Raw genomic sequence first — 24267 nt, 5'->3', positions numbered from 1 at the left:
ACGCCTCGTGAATGCGAAAAAGCCGGGCTTCAAGCCCGGCTTTTTCATTTGGTGGGGTCAGTTGGTGTGCCTCAGACGGCTTCGGTCTCGCGCGGCGCGTCGATCTCCTCCAGCCGCCGCATGATGGTCTCGCACAGCTCCTCGGTGCCCTGACGCGCAAGGCCCGAGATCCGAAACACCGGCCCCTTCCAGCGCAGCCGGCGCACGATGTCCTTGCAGAGCTTGTCCGCCTCATCCGGCGGCAGCAGGTCCACTTTGTTCAGCACCAACCAGCGCTCTTTCGCCGCCAGGTCCGCGCTGAACTTCTTCAATTCCGCCACGATCGCGCGCGCATCCTTCACCGGATCGGCGTCCGGATCCGGCGGCGACACATCGATGAGGTGCAGCAACACGCGCGTACGCTGAAGGTGCTTCAGGAACTGAATGCCGAGCCCGGCGCCTTCGGCGGCGCCTTCGATCAGACCCGGGATGTCCGCCATCACGAAGCTGCGGTGAACGCCGACCCGCACGACGCCCAGGTTCGGGTGGAGCGTGGTGAACGGATAGTCCGCCACTTTCGGCTTCGCCGCCGAGACCGCGCGGATGAGCGTCGATTTACCGGCGTTGGGCAGACCGAGCAGGCCGATATCGGCCATCACCTTCAATTCGAGCCGCAGATCCCGCTTCTCGCCCGGCAGCCCCGGCATGGCCTTGCGCGGCGTGCGATTGGTGCTGCTCTTGAAGCGCGTATTCCCCCAGCCGCCCTTGCCGCCCTTGGCCACCAACAGACGCTGCCCCGCCTCGGTGATGTCGCCCAGCTCCTCTTCGGTCTCGACATCGACGACCGACGTGCCAATCGGCACCTCAACCACGAGGTCCGTGCCGCCTGCGCCGGTGCAGTCGTTGCCCGAGCCGGCCGTGCCATGCTGGGCGCGGAAGCTGCGGTTGTAGCGGAAGTCGGCGAGCGTATTGATGCCCGCTTTGCCCACCAGATAGATGTCCGCGCCCTTGCCGCCGTCACCGCCGTCCGGGCCGCCGAACGGGATGAACTTCTCGCGACGAAAGCTCACGGCCCCGCGGCCGCCGTTGCCGGCTTGAACTTTGATGGTGGCTTCGTCGACGAAACGCATGGTGGTTGAGTGTGAGTTGGCGCTGAATGAGCAACGCTAGTTTGGGTATCGCGGAGCCCGAAAAAAAGAGCCCCGGCGCGCGGGCCGGGGCTCCTTCGATCTGCGTAGAGCGCGAGAGCGATTACTCGCTGACGACGCTCACGAAAGTCTTCTGCTCGAGCCCGCGCTTGCGGAACACCACGCGGCCTTCGGCCGTCGCGAACAGGGTGTAATCCGTGCCGCAACCGACGTTGTCGCCGGCGCGATACTGCGTGCCGCGCTGACGGACGATGATGTTGCCCGGAATCACGCGCTCGCCACCAAACTTCTTGATGCCGAGTCGTTTGCTTTCCGATTCGCGGCCGTTCTTGGTACTGCCGCCTGCCTTTTTATGTGCCATGGCGTGTGCTCTCCGAAATCAATGAATGAGGTTAGCCGCCGACGATGCCGGTGACCTTCACTTCCGTGAAGGGCTGGCGATGCGTGCCCTGGCGCAGGTAGTGCTTGCGGCGACGGAATTTGACGATGACTTTCTTGTCGCCCTTGCCGTGGCTCTGCACGGTCGCGGTGACCTTGCCGCCGCTCAAAAACGGCGAGCCGATCTTGACCTGATCGCCCGAGCCGACCAGCAGCACCTTGTCGAACTCGACATCGGCGCCGGCTTCGGCTTCCAGCTTCTCGACGCGCAGCACCTGGCCTTCGCTCACGCGATACTGCTTACCACCCGTGGAAATGACGGCGTACATGACCTTGCAAAGCTCCGGGGGCCGGGAGACACCCCGGCTGAAAAGGGCGTGAAGTGTACGGAGCAGCAGGCCCAATTACAACTTCTCGTTGTGGATTCTGGGGCTCGGTTCCGTGATCCTTTGAACAGTCATTCGCGCTGGAAATTCTTGTCCGCCAATGACTTACCTGATCGAGTCTACTACATTTCGTTGTTTACCTCGATCTCAAAGAGTTGTTGGATCGCGCTCGGGCATCCGCCTGCTCGTCCCGAACGAAAGTTTTCGTGGATTTCTCCAGCTTGCGAAGCGAACGAAGTCTCTGACATGCGACAGCTTTCGCCCCCGATGGGCTACCATTCGCACTCGCTGTTTTCTCCTTGGAATCCATGAGCTTCGAGTCCGTCAAAGCGCTGGTCGAAGACGACCTGCGACAGGTCGATGCGGTCATCCGCAAACGCCTCGCCAGCGATGTCGTGCTGGTGAACCAGATCGCCGAATACATCGTCGGCAGCGGCGGCAAACGCCTTCGGCCCCTGCTGGTGGTGATGGTCGCTCGTGCCTGCGGCTATCAGGGCCAGCGGCACTCGGAGGCCGCGGCGATCATCGAATTCATCCACACCGCCACCCTGCTCCACGACGACGTGGTCGACGGCTCAAAAATGCGCCGTGGTCGCGACACGGCGAACGAGGTGTGGGGCAACGAGGCGAGCGTGCTGGTGGGCGATTACGTCTACTCGCGCTCGTTCGAGATGATGGTGTCGCTGGAAAGCATGCGGATCATGGACGTGATGGCTGGCGCCACCAACAAGATCGCCGAGGGCGAGGTGCTGCAGCTGCTGAACGCGAACGACCCGGACACGACCGAGGATCGGTATTTCGAGGTCATTTATCGGAAGACGGCGAAGCTGTTCGAGGCCGGCTCGCAAATCGCGGCCATCCTGTCCGGCGCCTCCGCCGAGGTGGAAGCCTCGATGGCCGCCTACGGCCGCCATCTGGGCACCGCCTTCCAACTTATCGACGATGTACTGGATTACCAGTCAAACAGCGCCGACCTCGGCAAAAATCTGGGCGACGACCTCGCCGAGGGCAAGCCCACCCTTCCTCTTATATATGCCCTGCGCACCGGGACCGAGGAACAGCGCTCCCTCATCCGCCACAGCATCGAGGAAGGCAGCATCGACCGCCTCACCGAGATCACCGCCGCAATTGAATCTACTGGGGGCCTTGCGTACACTGCGCGGCTCGCGCGGCAGGAGGCCTCTCTCGCCATCGAGGCAATCGGTGTATTGCCAGAGTCGCCGTACAAGCAGGCGTTGCGCGAGCTGGCGGAGTTTTCGGTGGGGCGGTCGTACTGACCTGCTGGATCGGCGATAGGCTGAGTCGGCGTCTGGCCGAGTCGGCTGGAGCCGATCGGAGATGGCCCTTCCGCTTCGTTCGAGTCCTTCTTCGGGGTGTAGCTCAGCCTGGTAGAGCGCTACGTTCGGGACGTATAGGTCGCAGGTTCAAATCCTGTCACCCCGACCACGATATCCTGCGGCTAGCAATAGCGCCGCTGGATGTATCGCAGAGTGCGCCCACAGACTTCCGTCGGGTTTGGGCGAAAGCCGAATCCGATCCGGAATCAGTTCTCGTAGAACGAGTCGCGCCTCTTCGGAAGCCTTGGCATCCCCAGACAGGCCAAGTGTGATCCGCTCGTCGCACAGTTCCGCTGCACGTGGAACCGCCTCAAGCACGCGACCAACATCTCCTCCCTGAAGTCCGCGCTGCAGCTGCCGGTGCTTTGCCTCCGCCCGCTCAATCGCGGCTTGGAGTTCATCCGTAGTCATGTCCGGGTCGCCGTCCTTCAGACGCCGCCGAAGCCGATCAAGCCTCGCTTCAAGCTCTTTCAACTCCTGCGGGGCTTCGTGGGATCGCGCGGCGTGCTCTCGTAACAGCTGCGTGAGATGTTTCTGCATTTCGGCGACCATCAAAGTGACGCGGTCTGGGTCGCGCAATTGCTCGTGAATCCCGCCAAGGATCACCGCTTCCGCTTTGTCCCGTCGAACGCGAACCGCGTTGGAACAAGCGCGCCCGTGCAAGTAACTGGAGCACGCATACTTGTACCCATCGCCCATCACATAGTTAGCTCCGCAGGTTGCGCAATACAGCAGGCCGCTCAGCAAGAACTTAGACTTGCCGCCCGACTTCAGCCGCTTGTCATTGCTCGCATGCCTTTCCATTCCTTCGCGCACTCGTTCAAAGAGATCATCGCTAACGATTCTCAGCGACTCGTCGCGATGCCTCACCCACTCCTTTTCCGAGCGTCGACACCGCTTGTGCTTGCCTGTGTCTGGATCCCGAACGAACTGAGAAACGTTCCAACGAACGAGTCCCGTGTAGAGTGGATTTCGGAGGATCACCCGAACAGCAGAGGCCACCCATCCACGACAGCGACGCACCTTACGCTTCCACGTCGAGCCTGGACTGGCGACTCCCCGCTCGTTTAACGAACGCGCGATTGAGAAATAGGATATGCCCCGCGCGTAGCTCTCGAAGATTTCAGAGATGACCGCCGCCTGATCACTGTCGATCTCTAGAACTGTCCCGATTCGCGCGGACTCTCCATATGCATCTTTCTGGGTTGGATCCAGAATTGGCTTGAGACGGTAACCATAGGGCCGCCCGCCGCACCAGTAATTCTTCATCGCCTGACCGGTGAGCCCACGATGCACCTGCTCTCGCAACTCATCGAGTCGCATCTCATTGATGAGATTCTTCACGCCTCGCTGGATCTTGCGTGTCGCCGACTTCGTCTCGGAGTCGTATCCATCCGTGACAGCGACGATGCGAATTCCTAGAAATTCGAGCCGTCGGATGACGCGCTCGCTTTCAACTTGATCGCGCGACAGCCGACTCAAATCATCTATCAGCAGAACATCGAACTCGCGACGATTCGCAGCCGCGAGCATGGCTTGATACTGAGGACGGTTACTATCCGCACCGCTCATTGCCTCATCGGCGTAGGTCTCAGCGATACACCAGTTCTCAGCGTCCGCCTTGCGGCGACAGTTTCTAAATTGATCTTCAATGCTCGCGGCGCGCTGCTGATCGGAGCTATACCGCGCATAAAGCGCGACCTTGGGTGCAGATATGACGGATCGAACTGCAACCACAGCATCTCTCCTCAATCGTTAGGCTCGCCCGCCTATGCTCGAAGCTCTGCCTTCGGTTTCGGATCCGTTGACGAGGTCATCGAGTCGGCGCTGCTCTCTCGATTCTGCAACTCTCGTTGCATACATTCGGCGAAATACGCTCTCGCAGCCGCACGCGCGTAAACGCGCGCGAGTTCGTCCAATAAATGCGCAGAAAGCTGAGGTGGCTGCAAATCGCGTGACTCGATCCTTGAGTCGATCATGATGGGCGTTACTGTGGTTCCCGTGAGCTAGAGGCGAACTGTCACGAGTACGAGTGTCGCTCATCTCGATGCAAACGTCAGGGGCGAGTTTCACGGAAAAAGCGGTGAAATTGCACGACGCGGCTACATTGCCTGAAAGCGACCGGTATGGATGAATATCCAACATGCTTTCTTTTACGAGCGCGCTCATCCCCGCTGTTGCCGCTCCTTGAGACGCGCGTCCGCGCCGTCCGGGTCGAGTGCATCGATGGCGCGGTTAAGGTAACGAGACGTTTCGAGCAGCTTTTCCCAGCCGTCGTGCATCACCACCAAGGCATCGCGCATCATGCATTCGTCATCTGAAAGCCGCAGCGCTTCCATGGACGTGGCGAAGTATCTGTCAACCTTGTCGAGGTCCTCCGCCGTGAGGATCAGGCTTTTCACCGTCTCGGCGACGGTGTCCTGTAGTCTCTTGAGTTGCTTGTGCGCCTTGTGGGAACTGCGTCTCGGCCTGCCCTTGGCGTCCTTGGCCGCGCTCATGACAACTCAGGCACAGGCATGTTACTCACCCCGAACAGCCGTCTGAACCGAATCTCGGCTAAGCGGCCCTGCGTGACCCGCACGCCGCTCGCCAGCTGATCGCTGTTTCACGGCGCGCCACTCAACTTGGTCGAGCAGGTCGAGGGCTCGATCGATGCAAGCGACAACCGCCGCTGCCCCATCGGCAGCGCAGCCGATCTCAATGAGTCCATGAATGGCGGAACGTTCCACGGAGTGCGCCGTCGCTCTCGCCATGCCCAGTTCGTGGAGGATGGGATTGAGGGTCTTCAACGATGCGCCTTTCCGCCGCGCATTGGCCTTGCCCTTGCGTGCGCTCATGGCAATCTCATTTTGCGCAACTCGCGACGCCTCTCCGCGTCGGCCGGATCCATTTCATCGAGGACTGTTCTGATGTCCGAACAAACATCATCGATCAACTTACAATATGCGTCGCCCATCACCACCAGAGCATCGTCAATTATGGCTGCGCCGTCCCCATCCCCAAACCGGAGCGCGTTCATGCCCGTGATGAGATAGCTAGCAACTTGGTCGATATCTACGACCGTGGCACTTAGCTTTTTCACTGCGTCGACGATGACCGCGCTTTCCGGCAGCGCCGTGGCCTCAGTGACGCTCATTTGGTCCCCCGGTTGTTGTTCCATCTTGTTACTCCGAAAAATCGGCTGAATTAGGTTGGTCGGCAGCGGAGCGGCGGTGGCGTTCTGCTGCTGCTTGCGTGCGCTGTCACGTGCTTGGTGCCTTTTGCTCGCCGTCGCCCCGGGCTGCGTTCATAACTGCCCCGTCGTCGTGAACGCTGGAGCCGACGCCGTCTCTGGGAGGCGTGATGTGGCCACGGATGCGGCAGAGGTGCTCCATGACCCTCGCCATCAGATCCTCGGGCCGCACGCCCAACCCTTCTGCCAGCGATATCACCGTCCCAATGGTCGCGTGACGCTGCGCCTTGAGCAGATATTGCAGGTAAGAGCGGCTGACGTGGCCCGATGTGGCGGTCTCGTTGCGACGCAATTGGGTGCGACCTATTTCCGCCAGCAAAGCGTCCGCAAACGCCCGTTTGACTGCGCGAACAAACGGCGTTTCCGCTGACCGGCTCACGGAACGACTCCACCGGCACCGAGTTCCGGATCCTTTGCCTCGCAACCGGGAGTCTCGGCAGAAAGCCCATCCCTTTCGGCGTTCGCTTCTTCGAGCTTGACCCGCTCGAAAATCTCTTCCCGGTAGACCCGCACCTTCTTGGGTGCGCCGACACCAATACGCACCTGAGCGCCTTTCACGCCAAGGATGGTTACCCTGATGTCGTCGCCGATCATCAGGGTCTCTCCCGCCCGTCTCATCAGGACCAACATGGTCGAACCTCCTGTCTGGGCGGCGGCACGCCGCCAATCACGATCCGCCGTCACCACAACTAAGGAAGTCTTAGTAGCGATGACCTGATACTAAGTAAGTCTTAGTAGCCAGTCAAACCGAAAACTAAGAAAGTCTTAGGACCGAGAGGATGATTGGCCAGGAAGGATGCGAGAGGAATCAGTCGTTGCGAGGAGGTTGCGCGAAGCCCGGCAGCGCGCCGGACTCAGTCAGGCGTTGCTCGGTTTGCGCGCCGGCATTGACGCCTCGGTAGCCAGCACTCGGATCAATCAATACGAACGTGGCAAGCACCGACCGGGATTGGGAACGGTCGAACGTATCGCGTCCTGCTTGTCCATACCTGCGCCGTACTTCTATGCCGAAAGCGATCAGCTTGCGGCCTGGATCTTGGCTTATACAACCGTCGGGCCGGCACTTCGGGATGCCGTCCTGCACGAAGCGAAAGCGGAGTCCCACCCTCCTGCTAAGTAAGTCTTAGTAGGCGACGATCCTGCGAATCAAGACCCTAGTGGCCTCGCACGAAACAGTGGAGGCTCGATGTCGTCAGTGCTGGGGAAGAGACTGAAGGAAGCGCGTCTGCGGACGGGACTGAGCCAAGCGCAAGTGGGTATCAATGCTGGCCTGGACCAATCGGTCGCGAGCGCGCGCATCAACCAATACGAACGCAACGTGCACGTGCCAGGGTTTGCGGTTGCTGAGCAATTGGCCAAAGCCCTAAAGATTCCTGCAGCGTATTTTTACGCCGTGGATGACGGTTTGGCCGCCTGGATTCTCGCTTACGCCAAGATCCCCGTGTCCACTCGGCGCAGTATCTTGGAAGAGGCCGGAGTTGACCCTCGACACCTATAATGGCCAACTGAGTAAGGGACGACCCGAGCGACCGTCGCAGATTTCATGCTACGACCTCGCGTGGAGGCGTTAGCGAACAAACGGATCGTCCCTCGTACGGGACGGACGCGCTCGCTCAATCAGTTCAGCCGCCAACCATTGCTTCTCTGTGCGCGGCGGCGGCATCTGACTCACGAATCTCGACACTTGATCGGCGAGCTGATGCTTACCCTCGGCGAGTAGACGATCTCGCACCGCCTGCCACCCTCGCACAACCTCCATTCGGGTTCGCTGCAGCCTGGCGGCACCGGATCGACCCAGGGAGCCGGCCTTCAGTTCGCGCACCACGTCGCGGACACGCGCGGTCATGTGCGAGGACTCTCCTCTCTGCGCGGCTCTGAAGATGGAATCCAACTTCGGCGCCCGACTCTGACCACGAACGCGTCGGTCTGTGGCATTCGCTTCCACGCCCCGCGCTCGAAGTTGACGGGCAAACTCCTGCCGCCAACGCCGCAGCGTCTCCTTACGAATGTTGAGCCGCACGCCTTGCTCACTGACCGCCTTCACCACGACATGCACGTGGGGATGCGGCTCGTCCGTGTGCAGCACCATCGCGTATCGGTGCTTGCTCCCGAATTCCTCGCGCGCGAAATCGCGGACCGCCCCGAACACCTTCTGCGGCGGTGTGCCGGCCGGCATGGAGAAGATGATCCTATGCACGAGCTTGGGCGGGGCTCGCCGATTGACCGCGAACAAATCGGGACGCTGACGATCCTCGTCCAGATCCAAGTTCCAATCCCTGATGAGTTGCTGACCTGCCTCCTTGCCGATCAACCGCTCGCCGTCGTCGGTCTCGATGTCCAGATCACCCTTCCGGCTGATGTAGTTGAAGTGGGCAGCCACGCCGCGGCTCGAGCTCGAGCCGCTGCCGCCCGACACCTTGACCATCACTTCGGGCGTGCGCGTTACCGTTCGACGGATCTGCTCCATGAGACCCAGCGACAGCCGGCGGCCCGGGCCTGCCCGTCCGTAGCTCGCGATCTCAAAAAGCGGCTCGTCGCGATCAAGGCGAAACATTCTCATCCCCTCTCGTCCATGAGCGCGCGTTGGCTTTCATCAAATCCTTTGTGTGATCGCGCAGCGCCTCGCAGACCTTGAGGATCGCGAGCAGATCCCCACGGGTGGGTCCGCCCGCCCCCTGATGAGCCAGTCGCGTCAGCTGGTTGAGGTTGCGGCCAATCGCACTGACTTCGGCAACCGACTGTTTAAGCGCCATCAACTCGGCCTTGGGCAGCGGAGCAAGGTTTCGCAAGTGGGCACGTACAAGAACCGATATATACGTCGCTACCGCCATCTGCCGAGACGCCGCCCGCTCGCGCAGCAATAGCTTGTCGTCCGGATGCAGCCGGACGGAGGTGCGCGCACCTCGCAATCGACGCCCCGGGGGCTCCAGAACGTCGGCATCGACCTCGCCAACGCCACGCACGGCCGAATCAACGAGCACCTTCAGTAACGCCGACTCGGACATCTGCCGCCGTTCCGCGAGATTGCGAAACCGAGCTTTCGTCTCCGGCGAGAAGCGTGCGGCGATGAATTGTGTGGTGCCCATGAACCACATTGTTCAACAAGAGCCGCCGCAGGCCTATCCTGCGTTTTGTGGAAAATTCGGCGTTTCTCCCTTTTTGCAAGCCAAACCCGGACGTATGGATGGACGGATCGGTATGCTTACCGACCTCTGACAGCCGTCACCATTGCCTCCTCAGTGAAGCCGAGACGATCAATCGAGGGAGATCCCAGCATGTCGAGAGCCGGAATGGCTATCGCACGGATGGCCCCATCAAGCGAGCCCAAGCACGAGGGATCGGCACCAAGCTACGTTCCAGAGGGGATAAGGAGTGTCAGGGTCTCCTCATTACTCGATGCCACCCTTGAAGATAGGCTGTGATCTTCCCCCGAGATCGCGGACACATCGCTAAGCGACTTTGCCCGTCGCCTCGAACTCGGCCGGTGAACGGTAGCCGAGTGTAGAGTGACGACGTTGCCGATTGTAGAACACCTCGATCCATTCGAAGATGTCCTGGCGTGCTTCATCGCGCGTGAGATAGCGACGATGATGCACGAGTTCAACTTTCAGCGTGTGAAAGAAGCTTTCGACCACCGCATTGTCCCAGCAGTTGCCCTTGCGGCTCATCGAGCAGTCGATGCCGTGCGTGGCCAGCAGCCGCTGATAATCTCCAGCCGCATATTGGATTCCACGGTCAGAGTGATGCAGCAGGCCGCGATGCGGCTTGCGCCGCCACAGGGCCATCGTCAGTGCCTGTGTCGCCAACTCTGCCGTTAGCCGTTCGCCCATCGCCCAGCCGATCACGGCTCGCGAGTACAGATCGAGCACCACGGCCAGATACAACCAGCCTTGCGCCGTCCACACGTAGCTGATGTCTCCAGCCCACACGCGGTTCGGCTGAGCGACGCTGAAGGCTCGACCCAGCGTATTCTCGGCCACTGGCAAGCGGTGAGCTGACTGCGTCGTGGCTTTCCACTTGCGAGCGCTCCTGGCGCGTATCTGTGCCGTTCTCATCAGCTCAGCGACCCGGTTCTCACCGACTCGATGGCCTTGGGCCCGCAACTCGTGTGTAATCCGCGGGCTGCCATACGTGCAGCGCGAACGCTGGTGCGCCTCGCGAATTTGATTCAGCAGTCGAACATTGGCCTGCGTCCGTGGGCTCGGCCGCCGATCCCGCCAAGCGTAATAGCCCGATGTCGATACACCCAGCGCTGCGCACATCAAGCTCACGGTGAAGCGGCCAATGCTGTCCCGGATGGCACGGAACTTCATTTCACGTCCTTCGCGAAGAACGCCGCCGCTCGCTTTAAAAAATCGCGTTCCGCGGTCACCCGCGCCAGCTCTCGACGCAATCGAGCCAGCTCCTCCTGATCGGTCTTGACCTCACTCCGCGATTTACCCGCTGCCTGCGCATCACGCTCTTCCCGCGACCAACGATGCAGCATGTTGTCGTTGATTCCCAGCTCACGCGCGACCTGCGACAGCGGCTTGCCGGACTCTCGGACCAAGCGCACCGCCTCGGACTTGTACTCGTCGCTGTACTGCCTTCTCGTCTGCTTCTCTGACACTTCCATCCTCCGACCTCGTATTGTCCACCTTCTTGGGGTGTCCACGAAATCGGGGGAGGATCACTGCATAGCGATGACGGATTCCGCGCCGCCGACGAGACGCTTGGCCGCGATGACAAGCCGAGATCAGACCACACTTTCGAGAACTGGGACGCTATGAATGTTCTAAATCACGGGCAAGATCACTAAGCTACTCCTTGAGAACACCAAGATGATCGCTATTCGGAGATGAGGAGCGGCATGACAACAAACTACGAGCTAGGCCCTCTCTGGGTTCGCACACTCGGCCCATCCTCAGGGCCCAATGAGGAGGCGAGAACATATCTTCGGACTCACTTCAAAGGGTTCCGCGAACGTGTCGCGGGGCTGGTGGCGACTTTGGGGGCCGAACTTCCTGGGCTAACAGTTCATGACATCACTCACCTCGACGCACTATGGCGTGTCGCCGACCAGATTGCCGGTGGCGACTATCCTATCAACCCTGCGGAAGCCTTTGTGCTCGGCGGCGCGTTCCTGCTTCACGATGCGGCTCATGTTCTTGCGGCCTACCCCGGTGGCTTGGCGCAGATCAAAGAGTCCCTTTATTGGAGAGACCTAATCGCGCAGCGCTACGACGGATTGGAGCCCATCCCTGGGTCGGAAGGCGAAAAGTCAGCGTTGTTTCAGACGTTACGCCATCTGCATGCGGAGCAAGCGCACAGGCTGCCCCACATCGAATGGCGCGCGCCAGGGACAGATCATCCCCTCTTCTTGCTGGAGAACTTCGAGCTTCGTCAGCATTACGGCGATCTCATAGGACAAATTGCGTCAAGCCATCATTGGTCACCACACCGCGTTGCAAATACGTTCTGCGACCGAATAGTTACTTCACCTGCCTCTCTGCCTACGGAATGGCAAGTGGATGCGATGAAAGTCGCGTTTCTGCTTAGGACGGCTGACGCGGCACATATTGACGAGCAGCGGGCTCCGTGGTTTCTGTTCGCTCTTCGCAGCCCCGACGGGATTTCTCAAAATCACTGGAAGTTTCAGGCGAAGTTAGGACAGCCGGTGAGTACTCCTGAGGGAGAACTGAATCTTAGCGGAAGTCCCTTCTCGATAGATGATCGCGAAGCGTGGTGGTTGGCATTTGACAGTGCCAAGATGATTGACGCCGAACTCCGGTCAGCCCGCGCACTGATGCAGGACGAACGTCGAGCTGTATTCGCGGTGTCGGGGGTGCAGGGTGTCCAAAGTCCAGAGACGTTTGCGAGGCATGTTCCGGCGGCTGGGTGGCAACCGGTTGGCGTCGCCGCACGTATCGACGATGTGCCACGAGTGATCGAGATGCTAGGAGGGTCGAAGCTTTATGGTGAAGACCCTGCCATGGCACTGCGTGAACTTCTTCAGAACGCGATTGATGCTGTCCGCGCCCTTCGAGCCCTGGGAGGACTAGGGGAGTGTGAAGGCCAAGTAATAGTCTCTGTGGATCCCTGTGACTCAGAATCGTTTTGGCTCAAGGTGACTGATACGGGCATCGGAATGAGTCGGACTGTACTTACAACTGTTCTTTTGGATTTTGGCCAGTCGCTTTGGAAGAGCGATCGGCTCCGAGACGAGTGGCCAGGGCTTGCGTCTCTCAAGTTCGATGCAGCGGGTCAGTTTGGAATAGGATTTTTCTCGGTCTTTATGCTCGGCGATTGCGTGACGGTCAGCACTCGACGCCAGTCCCGTCATGAATCGGACACATCAGACCATTTGGCTCTCTCATTCCATTCTGGGGTGCGCGGACGACCAACGTTACGGGAGCCGCTTGCACTTGAGCGCCTATCTCGTCCTGGCACGCAGATTTCGGTCCGCATGCGTACTGATGTTTGCAGAAAGCTAATGGAGCAGCTTCATTCGAGAACAAAGCAGTTTGAGCAAGATCTGACCATCAATTTAGCGTTCTCGCCTAGCTTGCAGCCCGAGCAAAGACGTGCACTACTAGCAGAGCGGGAAGAAAGGCGGGGAAAACCATGGCAGATGACCGAACACAACCTGGATAGTGATGTCGCCGCTGCACATTGGGCGCGGCTCGTAGCGTGGCTCTGTCCGGCAAGCGACGTAACCATTGAGGTTCGCAGTGGGTCGAGGAAGCAACGTGCCGTCACCGCCCAGGATTGGCTCGCCCTCCAAGACCCGAATCTTCTTCAGCGTCTATTTATACATGCAAGCACTCCTTTAGTTCCGCTTATCGAGCCGGACGGCTCCTGCGTCGGTCGGCTGGGTCTCGCCACGCATCATGGCGAGGCGACCCTGGTATACGGGGGCGTGCGTTGCGGCAAGCTGGAGAGATTCACGGGAATCGCCCTCGCACAGCGGCCTCTAGACTTGCGTCGGCAGGAGGCTGTTACCCTTGCTAGTCCGACAGCGTGGAAGGCATGGGCCAAGTCAACGCTGCAGGTATCTCCCAGACTTGATACCGACCGACTAAGACTACTGCATGCAGTTTGTCCCGATTTGGATCTGCCAGTCATATTGGTCGCGAACCGGGAGCCGATAGACTTTGGCCAGTGCGAGGCGCTCGCGAGAAACCGAGACAAAGTTGTTGCGGTGTTTGGGGAGCTTCACGCGATGGCTTGGGACCCACCAGAATGGCTCTACCGCGGCTTTGGTGGCGTTATCCCAGAGTTTCAGGGAGATCTTTGGTTCTTTCCATCGTTGGAGAACAATCTACCCAAGGCTCTAGGTCCAAGTGTGCCCGCTCCAAATTACAAAGAGATGTTGGAGTGCCGCCTACTCTCCGCTTGGGGAAAATATAATTTGGCTGAGAAGGTGGATACGATAATCGCGCATGTGTCTGGGAAACCCATTATCAGGGAGGCGTATGTATACACCCGCACAAGCTAACTCCCATTACAAGCGCAGTCGAGTCCCCCGACTGCCACGTGTTCTGATGGATGCCATGGGGCGAACGGCTCCGGAAAATTCACGGACTGTGGTAGTAATTACGCGGAGTCTGCGATCGCTTATCCGGAAAATGAGAGAGCGCAACCGCTGATTCCCCGCCAAACTCAAAATAACTCCTTCATCAGGCGCCCTACCAAAGCAGGCCGTCGGGAAGTCGCCCCGCTATTTGAGCCGGGCATCGAGCGGGACCGCAGGTACACGACAAATCGAGTCACCCCGACCATTCAAAACATTCAAGATTTTTCGCGCGTTGAAGCCGGGGTTCCGGCGGGATTCTGCTTGGGGTGCGGGCGGGGTGTTTGGCGTTTCCGCGCGATCTGCGCAAACTTCGACCCCACCAGATCAGCTTTGGTTAGTGCCGCGCCTGCGGCGCAGCGCCGGCCTTACCGCTGTTCTTATTGTGCTCCTCGAGCACGTCGAGGATCCGGACGACGAAGCGCTGCTGCGTTTTAGATAGCGCCTGCAGGCGCTCGGCGTGTCGCATCGCTCTCGGCGAAAGCCGGCGCTTCCTGACCGGCTGCTCTGGAGCGAAGCCGAGGAACTGGTCGATGTTGAGGCGGAACAGCCTCGCGAGCCGTTCGAGAATGAGGACGGAAATTCGCCTGTCCCCGATTTCGTAAGCAAACACCGCCTGCTGAGAAACACCGAGCGCGCGAGCGAGCTCCGCTTGCGTCATACCTCGTGACTTGCGCAGTTGCGTGACGCGCTTTCCGAGCGCAGCGAAGTACGCTCGACTTTCTTTTTTTATCTGCGGCGACTTCGGTGAGGCGGGTTGCATGTCGCTCACGTGCGCGCCCTGCCCTTCTACGTCGAACGTCCGGAGTCAGCGTCGTCCGCTGGCTCGTTGGGCGGCGGGCCGAACTCGCCGGCCTTGAAGCGCCTTACGATCTTCTCCAGCGCATCGACCGTCTCCGCAATCAACCTCGCGATGACGTGGGCCACGTCGGCGTGCATCGTTCCGTCATCGTCGTCGGAGTAGAGCAAGACGTCGTACAGAACCCTGGCCATCCCTTGAACCTGCATGAGGTTGGCGCGCTCCGCTTCGATGAGTTCTTCGAGAGAGCGGCCGGCGGGAAGTGCTTCGTATGTTTCCTTCTCCGCCATGAGTTGTTACCTCTTGCGGAGCGGTGAGCTACACAACCGCTCGATGGCTTCTGCGCCACCGATTAGTCGTTCGTGGAGGGCCGCCTGCCCTTCGTGACATTGCTGGGCGGCGTCGCGGAGGCCGTCGGCGACGAAGATCGCTTCGGTGATGTCGTCGTTCGCTGCTTCGCCAGTGCCTGAGCTTGCGAAGAACTTGCTGCGGGTGATGAGGATCGCGTGTATCAGCAGGCGGGTGCGCCGGAGTGTAAGCGCGAATTCTTCCCCGTTATTGCGGCGAGAGGTCGAATGTGCTGAAGGGCAACAAGGCTTCGAAGTCTTCGACCGTCCTGGCGTGCGGCAGCCGATCGAACAGGCGGCACAGATAGGCATACGGCTCCAATCCGTTGGCCTAGGCGGTCTCGACCAGGCTGAAGAACGCCGCACTGGCCTTCGCGCCTTTGACGCTGTCAGCGAACAGCCAGGCGCGCCTGCCCCGAGCGAACGGGCGAATCGCGTTCTCCGCCAGGTTCGTGTCGATGGCGATGCGTCCATCGTCGACATAGCGAATCAACTTGGCCCATTGTTTGTGGAGATACGCGAGCGCCTCGCCGAGCTTGCCCGAGGTCAGCGTCTGGCCTTGCAGCGACTTCGTGAATGTATGTAACGCATCGAGTAGCGGGGCCGCGCGCGTTTGTCGTGCGTGACGCCGCTCCTCGTCGGAGAGATGCTTGATCTCGCGCTCGATCGCGTACAGCGCATCGATGCGACGAACGATCTCGTGCGCGGCGGTGTTCCTCTTCTGCTCCGATCGGGGCAGCGCCTGCACGGCTTCGAAGAAACGACGCCGCGCGTGAGCAAAACAGCCGACGTGCGTCAGTTGTGACGAGGCTGCTACGGCGTCGTACGCCGCGTAGCCATCGCTTTGGACATAGCCAGACGCGCTCTCCAGCAAGCGCGCCGCCACTTGTGCGCTTCGGCTCGGATCATGATCAAACAGGATCAATCGTTGTCCGGGTGGGCCGGCGACTCTGACCCACATCCATTGTTGCGTGCCGTTGGCTTCGCTCTTCAACACCTGTACTGGCGTTTCGTCGATGCGAATGTAGCCGGAGGCTCGCATCCGCTCATCCATCAAGTTCAATAGTGGCACGACCGGCGCGTGCGCATTGATCGTCACCGCCGCCTGCGTGCCGCGAGGCATCGCCACCTCATGGCGCGCCAGCACCGTCTGCAGTCGATAGAACGGCAATCCATCGACGAACTTCGAGGTGATCAGGTGAGCCAGAAATCGGGACGACACGTTGCTCCGAGGCAGAATCTGCGCCGGCACCGGCGCGATCTTCACGCCGACATGGCAGTGGGCGCACGCATACTTCGGTCGCACGTGGCGGATGACGTGGATCTTCGCCGGGATGATGTCCAGCTGCTCGGAGGTCTCCGCGCCGATCTCCTGGAGGGCCGCGCCACAGCCGCAAACACGCTCGATTGCCGGCAGCTCGTGCCGTACCTCGATGCGTGGCAGATGGGCGGGCAGCGCTTTGCGGCCAGGAGACTTTGCGGGAGCTTTATCGTCGCGCAACGGCGTGGCGATCAACGTCGCTTCCACGCCGGCGGCTTCCAGAATCTCGACCGCGGCTTCGGCTTCGTTGAACAACCCGCGCTGGCCGGGTGCTTCGCCGAGCTTCTCGCGACTCGCGCCGTACTTCTCGACACGCATCAGGCGCAGCGCTTCTTCCAACACTCGGATACGTCGTTCACGCTCCGACAGCAATGCCTGGAGCTGCGCGATCTGCGCTTGGGCGTCGGTGCTCGAGGAGGGCTCCAGCATGCGTTGGAGTATCGCATGCCGGAGCGTTCAAAGAAACAAATGAGAAGGAAGAATCGACCCGAGAAAACAAACAATCGATGCTCGCTCAACCGCTAACCCACGCGGCGGATCTCGAGCTCACGGTGTCCGTGACTGAACAGATCGAATCCATCCAGCAGCGCGTTCAAGGTGCGCCCGTTCATCAACACCGTCTCGCCAGGCGCCGAGCGCGGCCAGACGAACTGCTGTTGCTCCAGCCGCTTGCTCCACAGGCAGAGGCCATTGCGCTCCCAGTACAAGATCCGCACGCGATCACGTCGCCGCGTCGTAAAGACATACAAGGCCGGCTCGAACACGTTGTGGCCCAGGCTTTGCTCGACCAGCAGGGCCAGGCTCGCCGCCTGCTTGCGTCCATCCACCGGCGCCACGCACAGATACACCGTGATCTCCGAACCCGGGCGCATCATGGCTGCCGCTCCATGGCCGCGATCAGTTGCAACAGCGGCTCCACCTGACGCAACTCGATCTCGGCGCGACGCCCATTGCCTAACTGCAATCGAACGATACACGGCGCCATGGGCGCCTCCGTCACCGCTACGCGGGCAAACTGCAAGGGGACCGCTTCAAGGCGGGACGTAGCGGGCTTCACCTTTGGCATCCGCGCTGGCTCCCAGCGGCCTTCTTGGATCAGGACACCGCGCCAGTGATACAGCACCCACAGCGCCACCCCATGTTCCTTCGCGTAGGCCGCCAATGATCCGCCGGTCGCCTTCCATCGGCGCAGGTGCTCCAGCCACTCGTTGATCCGCTGCGCACGTGCTTCTTGCTTCGACATGTCGCTCTCCGTTGGTTGAGAAAACGACACACCCCAGCAGATCCGGGGTCAGGTGGGCAGGCTGCGGAAGATCGAGCGCTTACGCCGGAGTAACGCCATATCACCCTGGGATCGGCACCATGCCTCGGTCTGCCGCACGCTGGCCAGCAGCGTGTTCAGACCCATGCTGAGGACGACCATGTCTTCGCGGCTGGCGCGGGTCATGGCTCGTACCTCGCGCGAGATGCGCCGGTGCTTGAACTGAGCTGGCCTAAACGATTGTTAGAAGATACCGGCGAGTAGTTGCGAACGCATTCTCGCCGCCGGTTCATGGCTGCGCCCTACCCGATGAAGTTCGGGGGAGCACGGCAGCGCCGCTTGTTCTGTGAGATACACGCGCACATACCCGCGCAAGCGCCGGGTGCGCCATAATGAAGGTAGCCATAACAGCCTCGTTATAGGCGTTGTGGTTAGGCCCTCGTTGGTGTTGGTAGCACCGGCGGGGGCCGCCCTCGGGCGGATCACTGGCCGCAGGACGACACTATTCCGATATCGTGTTGGAAGTCCAGACAATCAGAGTCAGTGCACGGCGCAGAACATGCATGCAACAAAAAGACAACCCGGGCGGAGGTTGTTGCTGCTCCCTATGTCCGCATAAACCACAATTCTAGAGATCAACGTTAACTCCCGCTACCGGCCGGAAGCGGACACTAACGTGGCGCCCCCATAATCTCACTGGCAGGTGCTCTCACAATGGACCCTGGCGAGTGCGACGTGCCGATGACTTCAAGTCTGCCCCGATAACAGCCGACCTGACCAATCGCTGCTCTACCATCTCAAATCGGCCGAACGCCGGCCGGGCTCTGCATATCCGAACAGGTCGATCGACCTTTCCCACGAGTTCACGAGTCTTCGCCATTGACCAAGAACACCGATGGCCAATAATCACTTCGCGCAGGTCAACCTTTGCCCCAAACTCTGTGTAGTAAAGTCCCGTAGTGCGATCCTGGATGGTGAGCTCCGCTTCGACCCGATACTCGCGTTCATATGCCCAGTCACTCGCCTTTGTCCTACGGACCTTGGTTAAAAGATCCGCGGACAGCCCATGCTTCGGGAGGTGCGGCCCGAAAGGTATCTGGATCTTGTCGTTCGTGTACTCGACCTTTGTCGCGAGTTCATCAGGCACTTCGAAGCCTAGCGCAACGCCACTATGCTTTTCCGCGTAGTGAGCCCACATCACGGGACTTCTCCAGCTCGCACCAAAACAAATAAATCCCACATTCTTTTCGAAGTACTCGCAGATAAGCTCGGCGTATTTGCGCACCGCGCGGTCCCGGCTGTCGATGATCCTGAGTTCGAAAGGGTCATTAGCCTCAGAGAATCGGGATAGTTTCAAGCGACGTTCCTTCAGAATCACCTCCGCCCACTTTGCCGCTGTCATGTAGTAAAGCCGCATGGCAATGCCTCTTAGCTCGATACGTTAGAATGCAATAGTGGCCACAACTCACCAGTCACTGCCGGCGTCAGGCGCCGCCCCTCCCCAAGGATCTTGAGGCATGACTCTGCGCGAACCAGTCTATTATCCCGGCGCGTCATATGCATATCGCGATTGGACGGCGGCACCGAGCGAGCACGGCTCACCAAAGATCATTTAGGTGGTGAAAGCAGATACTATGCGCGGTCATTTCGAGAATTACTGGTCCACGCTCAATGAAGAGGGCATCAAAGCCAACTTTCTCCGCCCACGGTTCAAGGAGTGACTGCAGTTTTTCAGCCGCTCCCGCCAGGTGCACATGGGGAAGTGGTAAGTTGTCGTAAATTGCAAGCCATTGCCGATCGCGAGCGAGATAGCCGCTGAGCTTTTGACGCTTGGCGGCAATAATGCTCTCGATGTAGCGCGACCACTCGATCTCGGCACTGTCACCTACCCAGCCATCGCCTTGCAACCTGGTCGCCTTGATGATCCCTCTGAGTTCCTCAAGGGATTTCGATTTGCTTCCCCATCGAAAGAGAGACATGTCGATAATCGCGCCGGGCCTCTCGAGCTCGGCAAGCGCCAGGCATCGCGCGTAGTCCGTCGAGATCGCCTCGGTTACTTCAATGCCGATGCTCAAGCCAGGCCATATGATCGAGAAATCCGGCTTGTCTCCATGCGACACCGACAGAGGAAAGCGAAGGCGATCCAATGCGGCTACCGTAGCCAACAGTCTACAGATGACCCATCGCTCCGTATGTTCGGTCGATCTGCCTTCGGTTCGGCCAGGAACATCCAATCGCGTCTTCGCGAGCATTGTCAGCAACTGCTCGCGCGATGGACAGTTGTCGATGTTGACCCGATCGGTCATGTCAGGGTTCTCAACGGACAGTCGCGCGCCGCGACACCATCGCAAGGGGGAAAGCCAAGCCCCGATGCTCCGCATCCATATCCCTCTGCTCATATTCCTCTCGCTTGCCCTACCTAAGTGACGATCATCGCCAGTTTTATTTCTTACTGCTGAGCTTCACGTACGTGGCCTCCAGCCAGTGGCGCCCACTGAGATGACTTTAACTCTTCCGAAAACGAAATAGACCCTGGGACGTATCTCTGCACGCTTCAGAATCGGTAGATCTGTCCCTTTTAGTAGTAGCCCTGACCCCTCTCGGCCAGGAGCGTACATGAGCATCAAGCGCAAGAGCGGGCGACGCTATGGATGGGATGTCCTAGCTGCCAAGCTTCTAAAGGGAAGGCTTGAGCACGATTCCGTACAATTTGTTGAGACGGGCGCGCATCTTTTGTTCGCGCACAGTAAGAAACACTTGATGATCGTCCCACAACTCTGAATCCGGGCTAGGGATGAAATCATAAAGGTCCCAATACTTTCCGCCCTCCTCGCTCCGGAAAAAGTCTCTGGGATGCTTGGCTCGTTTGTAGTTATTGACTTCTGCCGGCATTGGCTGGAAATTCCAGAGTACATCAACCTCTCGTTTGTATTGCTCATCCCTGCCTGCAAGGTTCAGCGGGAATATATGGTCAACCTGCGGCTTGTGCTCATGAAATATGTACGCTCGCTGAGGCATCAAAACTTTTGCGGCAAACCAAGGCCGGCTTAGAAACTGCTGATCTCGCAAGAAGCTCGTACGATTCTTCTGGATTGCGGTTCTCCGAGCTTCCTCGATTGGGAACGGTTTTCCAACCTCTCCTGCGTCAATGGCAGAACGCGCGAAGGCATTTACCATCGTCTGGGTTGCCCAATCACAGAACTGCGACAGCAGGAAGAACTGATGTATCGCCGTGAGCTCGACGTCGGGCAGGCCACGGATCCGCCACTCGTGTCCAGCTCGTCGGCGAGCAGTGAGATAGGCGGCGATGGGCAGCAATGCGAGAGGCCGAGGAATGATTGAGGCATGGTTTATTCGGAAGAGGCCATACAAATAGCCTTGAAACATCTCTATCAACGTGTCCGCATCCTCGCCTATACGCGCACGGAAGCTCGCAACGTCCTCCGCATTTACTCGTTCAGCATCGATCCGAATAGTGCCTTTTACAAGAAGGTGGAAGAACTGAAGTACGTCCGCCGAAAGAAATTCGTAGCCAGCGCTCAAATCTTTGATCCGGTTCGACAGCTTCCAGAGACTCTCCTCGTAGGTGGGCTGCACTGCCTTGATTTGCCCCAAGATGAGCTCGAGTTGAGTTAGAGCGACGCCGCCGGTGTTCAGACGGCGGAAAACTTCGTTCACTTCCCTGGCGGAGTCGGCACGAACCGAGAAGTATGCGATCGACTTCTGGTTCGTCTCGACAAATACGTCCCAGAGCGCCGCGATGTTTCTTTTAATAACTAACTCGTGATCTGGCCCAAGAGCACGTGTTGCCTCACTTTCAAGGTTTATACGTTCCTCTTGATCTGTCGAAAGGCTCACAAGCCGTGTCATACGCAAGAATCTTGGGTTCTCAGGAGCGTCAGCGTCCCTGAAATCGAACCCTGTTTCATCCGGCTCCTCTTTCTTTGCATCGAAAAGCAAATCATAGTGGAGAATCCGATCCTTGAAACGGTGGTACAGAACGGAGAACAGCGTTTGCAGCCTCTGCTGTCCGTCATACACCAGAGACTTCTCCATACTCCATCGGCCTTGGTCGACGAGCAGCGCGAAGTTACCGGGAGCGTAATCTCCGACGAACTCTCGGAATGGAACGGCACTTTTCGTCTGCCACAGCACTATTCCTCCGATAGGGTACTTGCGTAGCAGCGAGTCCAACAGCAAGCATACGTACTCCTCCGATTCGTCTCGAGAGCCCCAAACATACTGGCGCTGTACTTCGGGGAGATACCAGCCGCCAATAGGAGAGTTAATTCTCTCCAACGCCTCTCGCACCGAAATCCCCGTGTACGACATAATCGCTCCTTAGTATTACGAGCATTGATCCCATCGTCTGCATTGGGTAGCTGTGTGCCCTGCATCGGGCAGCATCATACCGCGCCCTCCACAGTAGTAACGTGTCCAGTGACGGCATGGCGAACGAGTTCGTCGTAGCATGAGTCACTCGTTGGCTGTGCGCAGGCAACAAGATATGGATTGAAGCCGTAATCATCCAACTCGGCTGATCGATCTCGGTCAGCCCAAACTGCCAGGTCCGGCGGCTCCGCATCGCCATTCCTGGGAACATAAATTTAGCCCTAATTCAAAGCTCTCACCTATCGAAGGAGCGTTCTATCTTTCTCGCGCTGCTGGCGCACAAGCGCCATTAGCTCATGCGCCAACCTCTCCTTCTCAGTGCGCGCGGGCGGCATTTGATTGACGAATCGCGCAACATCGTTGGCAAGTTGATGCCGCCCCTCAATGAGCAAGAGATCTCGCACCGCTTCCCATCCGCGCATGACGTCCATCCTGGTTCGCCGGAGCTGAGCGGCACCGGATCTATCTAGAGACCCTGCCTTCAGTTCACGCACGACATCGTTTACTCGCGCGGCCATGTGCGTCGACTCTCCCCTCTGAGCTGCCCTGAAAATTGAGTCCAACTTCGGAGCTCGACTTTGCCCGCGCACACTGCGCTCCGTGGCGTTTGCCTCAACGCCATGCGCCCGAAGTTGACGTGCAAACTCCTGCCGCCAATGTCGCAGAATCGCCTTGCGAATGTTGAGCCGCACGCCATCTTCGCTGAGCGCCTTCACCACGACATGCACATGCGGGTGTAGCTCGTCCGTGTGCAGCACCATCGCGTAGCGATGCTTGAGCCCGAACTCCTCACGAGCGAAGTCGCGGACAGCCGCTAGTACCTTCTGTGGCGGCGTGCCCGCCGGCATCGAGAAGATCAGCCTGTGGACAAGCTTCGGCGGCTTTCGCCGATTCGTCGCGAAGAGGTCGAGCCGCTTGCGATCCTCCTCTAGATCCAAGTCCCAATCGTCGATGAGATGCCGCGCTACTCCCCGACCGGTCAGGCGCTGGCCATCGTCGGTCTCGGTCTCCAACTCGCCCCGTCTGCCGATGTAGCTGAAATGTGCGTGGACGCCTCGGCCCGTGGTCGAACCCCCACCGCCCGTCACTTTGACCGCCACTTCAGGCGCTCGCGAGACCGTCCGGTGGATCTGTGCGATCTGAGCGGGCGTCAGCGTGAGCCGAGCGCCCGGACCTGCACGGCCATAGCTGATGATGTCGAGGGTCGGCCGACCGGTCTCAAGTCTGATCGTTCGCATGGCCTGCCTCCCAACTCCGGACGTTGGCTTTGATCAGCCCCTTAATGTGAGCGCGCATCGCTTCGCATACCTTTAGCATCATTTGCAGAACCTGGCCGCCGGGGGCGACCGAGCCCGGTCGCTGGTGCGCCAGACGAGCCAACTGGTTGAGGTTTCTACCGATCGCACTGAGCTCGGCGACAGAGCGCTTGAGCTCTATCAGCTCTGCCTTGGGAAGCGGCGACAGCGTCCGCAGATGGGCGCGCACCAGGACGGAGACGTACGTGGCCGCCGGCATCTGCCGAGCGGCCGCCCTTTCCGCCAGCAACAACTGATCATCCGGGTGCAGTCGGACACACAGCCGAGCGCCTCGCAGGCGTCGCTCTCGCGACTTCAGAGCATCGGCATCGTTCACGCCGCCGGTGTGTACGGCCATATCGACGAGCCGTTTCAGCAAGGCCGACTCCGTCATCTGCTGCTGTTCCGCGAGGCTGCGGAACCGTGCTTTCGTCTCCGGCGAGACGCGAGCAGCGATGAGGTGCGTGGTGCCCATGGACCAGAGTGTTAAACAAAAGCAGCCGCAGGCCAATCCTGCCTTTAGCCGCTTTTTTGATCAAAACTCAAACTTTCGCAGTCACTGATTGCAGCGGAGTGCGTAGTAGTTCGAGGAGGGATAGTTCGACCGTTGGCGATGTTTGCTAATTTTTCGAGGCCGGTGATCTTTGGCCTCGAGCGCGTGTGTTTTATGGTGAGACTGAGATTTCGGTGCGCATGAGTGCGCGATTTCCCCGTGAGGACCACCCGATTTCCCGAGTTGGGGACCACCTGATGAGGTCACTGGCGGAGCAGAAGTGGGCGATTCTTACGCGCCGTGTTTCTTGCTGGCAAGTTTCCGGGCCTTGACGCCGCGGTAGCTCT

27 protein-coding genes and 1 tRNA gene are annotated in these 24267 nt (G+C 59.4%); 5 read left to right on the top strand and 23 right to left on the bottom strand.

The window, feature by feature from the left end:
* Positions 1 to 71: 71 nt before the first annotated feature.
* The 3 genes from cgtA to rplU form a co-directional block, all read right to left on the bottom strand.
* A complete protein-coding gene (gene cgtA, locus JM946_RS28150; protein ID WP_203170791.1) occupies positions 72 to 1109 on the bottom strand; it encodes an Obg family GTPase CgtA in 1038 nt (345 codons plus the stop codon).
* A 121-nt stretch (positions 1110 to 1230) separates the two neighbouring features.
* Positions 1231 to 1488: a 50S ribosomal protein L27 gene (gene rpmA, locus JM946_RS28145; protein WP_203170790.1), complete on the bottom strand. Its 258-nt coding sequence runs from the start codon at positions 1486 to 1488 to the stop codon at positions 1231 to 1233.
* Between the two features lie 31 nt (positions 1489 to 1519).
* A complete protein-coding gene (gene rplU, locus JM946_RS28140; RefSeq protein WP_203170789.1) occupies positions 1520 to 1834 on the bottom strand; it encodes a 50S ribosomal protein L21 in 315 nt (104 codons plus the stop codon).
* 365 nt (positions 1835 to 2199) lie between these two features.
* On the opposite strand from rplU, the gene ispB reads away from it, so the two are divergent.
* Both ispB and JM946_RS28130 read left to right on the top strand, forming a co-directional pair.
* Positions 2200 to 3168, top strand: a complete 969-nt coding sequence (gene ispB / locus JM946_RS28135) for an octaprenyl diphosphate synthase (RefSeq protein ID WP_203170788.1) — start codon at positions 2200 to 2202, stop codon at positions 3166 to 3168.
* 92 nt (positions 3169 to 3260) lie between these two features.
* A tRNA-Pro gene (locus JM946_RS28130) sits at positions 3261 to 3337 on the top strand.
* Here JM946_RS28130 and JM946_RS28125 read toward each other — a convergent pair.
* From JM946_RS28125 to csrA, 5 genes are all read right to left on the bottom strand, one after another.
* Positions 3316 to 4965, bottom strand: coding sequence for a recombinase family protein (locus JM946_RS28125; RefSeq protein ID WP_203170787.1), 1650 nt, complete (start codon positions 4963 to 4965; stop codon positions 3316 to 3318). The genes JM946_RS28130 and JM946_RS28125 overlap by 22 nt on opposite strands.
* A 428-nt stretch (positions 4966 to 5393) precedes the next feature.
* The gene (locus JM946_RS28120) at positions 5394 to 5726 is read right to left on the bottom strand and encodes a hypothetical protein (RefSeq protein WP_203170786.1); all 333 of its coding nucleotides are present in this window, start codon (positions 5724 to 5726) and stop codon (positions 5394 to 5396) included.
* A gap of 335 nt (positions 5727 to 6061) precedes the next feature.
* On the bottom strand, positions 6062 to 6388 hold the full coding sequence (locus JM946_RS28115) for a hypothetical protein (protein WP_203170785.1): 327 nt from the start codon (positions 6386 to 6388) through the stop codon (positions 6062 to 6064).
* A gap of 82 nt (positions 6389 to 6470) precedes the next feature.
* Entirely contained in the window at positions 6471 to 6839 is a 369-nt protein-coding gene (locus JM946_RS28110) for a helix-turn-helix domain-containing protein (protein ID WP_203170784.1), read from the bottom strand.
* Complete coding sequence (gene csrA / locus JM946_RS31850) at positions 6836 to 7090, bottom strand: carbon storage regulator CsrA (RefSeq protein ID WP_203170783.1); 255 nt, start codon at positions 7088 to 7090, stop codon at positions 6836 to 6838. Before csrA ends, JM946_RS28110 begins: the two co-directional genes overlap by 4 nt.
* A gap of 166 nt (positions 7091 to 7256) precedes the next feature.
* On the opposite strand from csrA, the gene JM946_RS31440 reads away from it, so the two are divergent.
* A complete protein-coding gene (locus tag JM946_RS31440; protein ID WP_203170782.1) occupies positions 7257 to 7580 on the top strand; it encodes a helix-turn-helix domain-containing protein in 324 nt (107 codons plus the stop codon).
* Positions 7581 to 7646: 66 nt separating this feature from the next.
* On the top strand, positions 7647 to 7958 hold the full coding sequence (locus tag JM946_RS28095) for a helix-turn-helix domain-containing protein (RefSeq protein WP_203170781.1): 312 nt from the start codon (positions 7647 to 7649) through the stop codon (positions 7956 to 7958).
* A 69-nt stretch (positions 7959 to 8027) separates the two neighbouring features.
* Here the strand turns inward: JM946_RS28095 and JM946_RS28090 are convergent, their stop codons facing one another.
* From JM946_RS28090 to JM946_RS28080, 3 genes are all read right to left on the bottom strand, one after another.
* Positions 8028 to 9014 (bottom strand): relaxase/mobilization nuclease domain-containing protein, encoded by a 987-nt coding sequence (locus JM946_RS28090; protein WP_203170780.1) that lies wholly within the window; start codon positions 9012 to 9014, stop codon positions 8028 to 8030.
* A complete protein-coding gene (locus JM946_RS28085; protein WP_203170779.1) occupies positions 9001 to 9546 on the bottom strand; it encodes a plasmid mobilization relaxosome protein MobC in 546 nt (181 codons plus the stop codon). Before JM946_RS28085 ends, JM946_RS28090 begins: the two co-directional genes overlap by 14 nt.
* A gap of 363 nt (positions 9547 to 9909) precedes the next feature.
* Positions 9910 to 11075 (bottom strand): IS3 family transposase gene (locus JM946_RS28080; RefSeq protein ID WP_203170778.1). Its coding sequence is split into 2 segments (ribosomal slippage): positions 9910 to 10805 and positions 10805 to 11075, totalling 1167 coding nucleotides; the frame shifts between segments, so codons are not numbered across the junction.
* A gap of 234 nt (positions 11076 to 11309) precedes the next feature.
* On the opposite strand from JM946_RS28080, the gene JM946_RS28075 reads away from it, so the two are divergent.
* Positions 11310 to 13937: an HD domain-containing protein gene (locus tag JM946_RS28075; protein WP_203170777.1), complete on the top strand. Its 2628-nt coding sequence runs from the start codon at positions 11310 to 11312 to the stop codon at positions 13935 to 13937.
* 412 nt (positions 13938 to 14349) lie between these two features.
* Here JM946_RS28075 and JM946_RS28070 read toward each other — a convergent pair whose 3' ends face one another.
* The 12 genes from JM946_RS28070 to mobC form a co-directional block, all read right to left on the bottom strand.
* Complete coding sequence (locus JM946_RS28070) at positions 14350 to 14775, bottom strand: helix-turn-helix domain-containing protein (protein ID WP_269141140.1); 426 nt, start codon at positions 14773 to 14775, stop codon at positions 14350 to 14352.
* A 26-nt stretch (positions 14776 to 14801) separates the two neighbouring features.
* The gene (locus JM946_RS28065) at positions 14802 to 15101 is read right to left on the bottom strand and encodes a hypothetical protein (RefSeq protein WP_203170775.1); all 300 of its coding nucleotides are present in this window, start codon (positions 15099 to 15101) and stop codon (positions 14802 to 14804) included.
* A 265-nt stretch (positions 15102 to 15366) separates the two neighbouring features.
* On the bottom strand, positions 15367 to 15480 hold the full coding sequence (locus tag JM946_RS31845; RefSeq protein WP_203170774.1) for a transposase domain-containing protein: 114 nt from the start codon (positions 15478 to 15480) through the stop codon (positions 15367 to 15369).
* Positions 15481 to 15489: 9 nt separating this feature from the next.
* Positions 15490 to 16908, bottom strand: a complete 1419-nt coding sequence (gene tnpC / locus JM946_RS28055) for an IS66 family transposase (RefSeq protein ID WP_203170773.1) — start codon at positions 16906 to 16908, stop codon at positions 15490 to 15492.
* Between the two features lie 92 nt (positions 16909 to 17000).
* On the bottom strand, positions 17001 to 17354 hold the full coding sequence (gene tnpB / locus JM946_RS28050) for an IS66 family insertion sequence element accessory protein TnpB (RefSeq protein WP_203168586.1): 354 nt from the start codon (positions 17352 to 17354) through the stop codon (positions 17001 to 17003).
* The gene (gene tnpA / locus JM946_RS28045; RefSeq protein ID WP_203170772.1) at positions 17351 to 17722 is read right to left on the bottom strand and encodes an IS66 family insertion sequence element accessory protein TnpA; all 372 of its coding nucleotides are present in this window, start codon (positions 17720 to 17722) and stop codon (positions 17351 to 17353) included. Before tnpA ends, tnpB begins: the two co-directional genes overlap by 4 nt.
* A gap of 48 nt (positions 17723 to 17770) precedes the next feature.
* Positions 17771 to 17926, bottom strand: coding sequence for a hypothetical protein (locus JM946_RS28040; protein ID WP_203170771.1), 156 nt, complete (start codon positions 17924 to 17926; stop codon positions 17771 to 17773).
* 523 nt (positions 17927 to 18449) lie between these two features.
* Positions 18450 to 19157 (bottom strand): DUF2971 domain-containing protein, encoded by a 708-nt coding sequence (locus JM946_RS28035; protein ID WP_203170770.1) that lies wholly within the window; start codon positions 19155 to 19157, stop codon positions 18450 to 18452.
* A 181-nt stretch (positions 19158 to 19338) separates the two neighbouring features.
* Entirely contained in the window at positions 19339 to 20046 is a 708-nt protein-coding gene (locus JM946_RS28030; RefSeq protein WP_203170769.1) for a hypothetical protein, read from the bottom strand.
* A gap of 370 nt (positions 20047 to 20416) precedes the next feature.
* Positions 20417 to 22072 carry a DUF262 domain-containing protein gene (locus JM946_RS28025; protein WP_203170768.1) on the bottom strand — a complete coding sequence of 552 codons (1656 nt, stop codon included), beginning with the start codon at positions 22070 to 22072 and terminating at the stop codon, positions 20417 to 20419.
* Between the two features lie 299 nt (positions 22073 to 22371).
* Positions 22372 to 23370 carry a relaxase/mobilization nuclease domain-containing protein gene (locus JM946_RS28020; RefSeq protein WP_203170767.1) on the bottom strand — a complete coding sequence of 333 codons (999 nt, stop codon included), beginning with the start codon at positions 23368 to 23370 and terminating at the stop codon, positions 22372 to 22374.
* Positions 23351 to 23902 (bottom strand): plasmid mobilization relaxosome protein MobC, encoded by a 552-nt coding sequence (gene mobC, locus JM946_RS28015; protein WP_203170766.1) that lies wholly within the window; start codon positions 23900 to 23902, stop codon positions 23351 to 23353. The genes JM946_RS28020 and mobC overlap by 20 nt, the downstream gene beginning before the upstream one ends.
* Between the last annotated feature and the right edge of the window lie 365 nt (positions 23903 to 24267).

Source organism: Steroidobacter gossypii (assembly GCF_016801985.1).
In the GTDB taxonomy this organism is placed as follows: Bacteria; Pseudomonadota; Gammaproteobacteria; order Steroidobacterales; family Steroidobacteraceae; genus Steroidobacter; species Steroidobacter gossypii.
The sequence above is the reverse complement of the archived record's forward strand: the minus strand, read 5'-3'. Positions and strand labels throughout refer to the sequence as shown.

Coding starts and splice junctions, on each gene's coding strand:
- cgtA (WP_203170791.1), bottom strand. CDS start 1,109: ATGCGTTTCGTCGACGAAGCCACCATCAAAGTTCAAGCCGGCAACGGC.
- rpmA (WP_203170790.1), bottom strand. CDS start 1,488: ATGGCACATAAAAAGGCAGGCGGCAGTACCAAGAACGGCCGCGAATCG.
- rplU (WP_203170789.1), bottom strand. CDS start 1,834: ATGTACGCCGTCATTTCCACGGGTGGTAAGCAGTATCGCGTGAGCGAA.
- ispB (WP_203170788.1), top strand. CDS start 2,200: ATGAGCTTCGAGTCCGTCAAAGCGCTGGTCGAAGACGACCTGCGACAG.
- JM946_RS28120 (WP_203170786.1), bottom strand. CDS start 5,726: ATGAGCGCGGCCAAGGACGCCAAGGGCAGGCCGAGACGCAGTTCCCAC.
- JM946_RS28115 (WP_203170785.1), bottom strand. CDS start 6,388: ATGGAACAACAACCGGGGGACCAAATGAGCGTCACTGAGGCCACGGCG.
- csrA (WP_203170783.1), bottom strand. CDS start 7,090: ATGTTGGTCCTGATGAGACGGGCGGGAGAGACCCTGATGATCGGCGAC.
- JM946_RS31440 (WP_203170782.1), top strand. CDS start 7,257: ATGCGAGAGGAATCAGTCGTTGCGAGGAGGTTGCGCGAAGCCCGGCAG.
- JM946_RS28095 (WP_203170781.1), top strand. CDS start 7,647: ATGTCGTCAGTGCTGGGGAAGAGACTGAAGGAAGCGCGTCTGCGGACG.
- JM946_RS28090 (WP_203170780.1), bottom strand. CDS start 9,014: ATGTTTCGCCTTGATCGCGACGAGCCGCTTTTTGAGATCGCGAGCTAC.
- JM946_RS28085 (WP_203170779.1), bottom strand. CDS start 9,546: ATGGGCACCACACAATTCATCGCCGCACGCTTCTCGCCGGAGACGAAA.
- JM946_RS28075 (WP_203170777.1), top strand. CDS start 11,310: ATGACAACAAACTACGAGCTAGGCCCTCTCTGGGTTCGCACACTCGGC.
- JM946_RS28070 (WP_269141140.1), bottom strand. CDS start 14,775: ATGCAACCCGCCTCACCGAAGTCGCCGCAGATAAAAAAAGAAAGTCGA.
- JM946_RS28065 (WP_203170775.1), bottom strand. CDS start 15,101: ATGGCGGAGAAGGAAACATACGAAGCACTTCCCGCCGGCCGCTCTCTC.
- tnpC (WP_203170773.1), bottom strand. CDS start 16,908: ATGCTGGAGCCCTCCTCGAGCACCGACGCCCAAGCGCAGATCGCGCAG.
- tnpB (WP_203168586.1), bottom strand. CDS start 17,354: ATGATGCGCCCGGGTTCGGAGATCACGGTGTATCTGTGCGTGGCGCCG.
- tnpA (WP_203170772.1), bottom strand. CDS start 17,722: ATGTCGAAGCAAGAAGCACGTGCGCAGCGGATCAACGAGTGGCTGGAG.
- JM946_RS28040 (WP_203170771.1), bottom strand. CDS start 17,926: ATGACCCGCGCCAGCCGCGAAGACATGGTCGTCCTCAGCATGGGTCTG.
- JM946_RS28035 (WP_203170770.1), bottom strand. CDS start 19,157: ATGCGGCTTTACTACATGACAGCGGCAAAGTGGGCGGAGGTGATTCTG.
- JM946_RS28030 (WP_203170769.1), bottom strand. CDS start 20,046: ATGACCGATCGGGTCAACATCGACAACTGTCCATCGCGCGAGCAGTTG.
- JM946_RS28025 (WP_203170768.1), bottom strand. CDS start 22,072: ATGTCGTACACGGGGATTTCGGTGCGAGAGGCGTTGGAGAGAATTAAC.
- JM946_RS28020 (WP_203170767.1), bottom strand. CDS start 23,370: ATGCGAACGATCAGACTTGAGACCGGTCGGCCGACCCTCGACATCATC.
- mobC (WP_203170766.1), bottom strand. CDS start 23,902: ATGGGCACCACGCACCTCATCGCTGCTCGCGTCTCGCCGGAGACGAAA.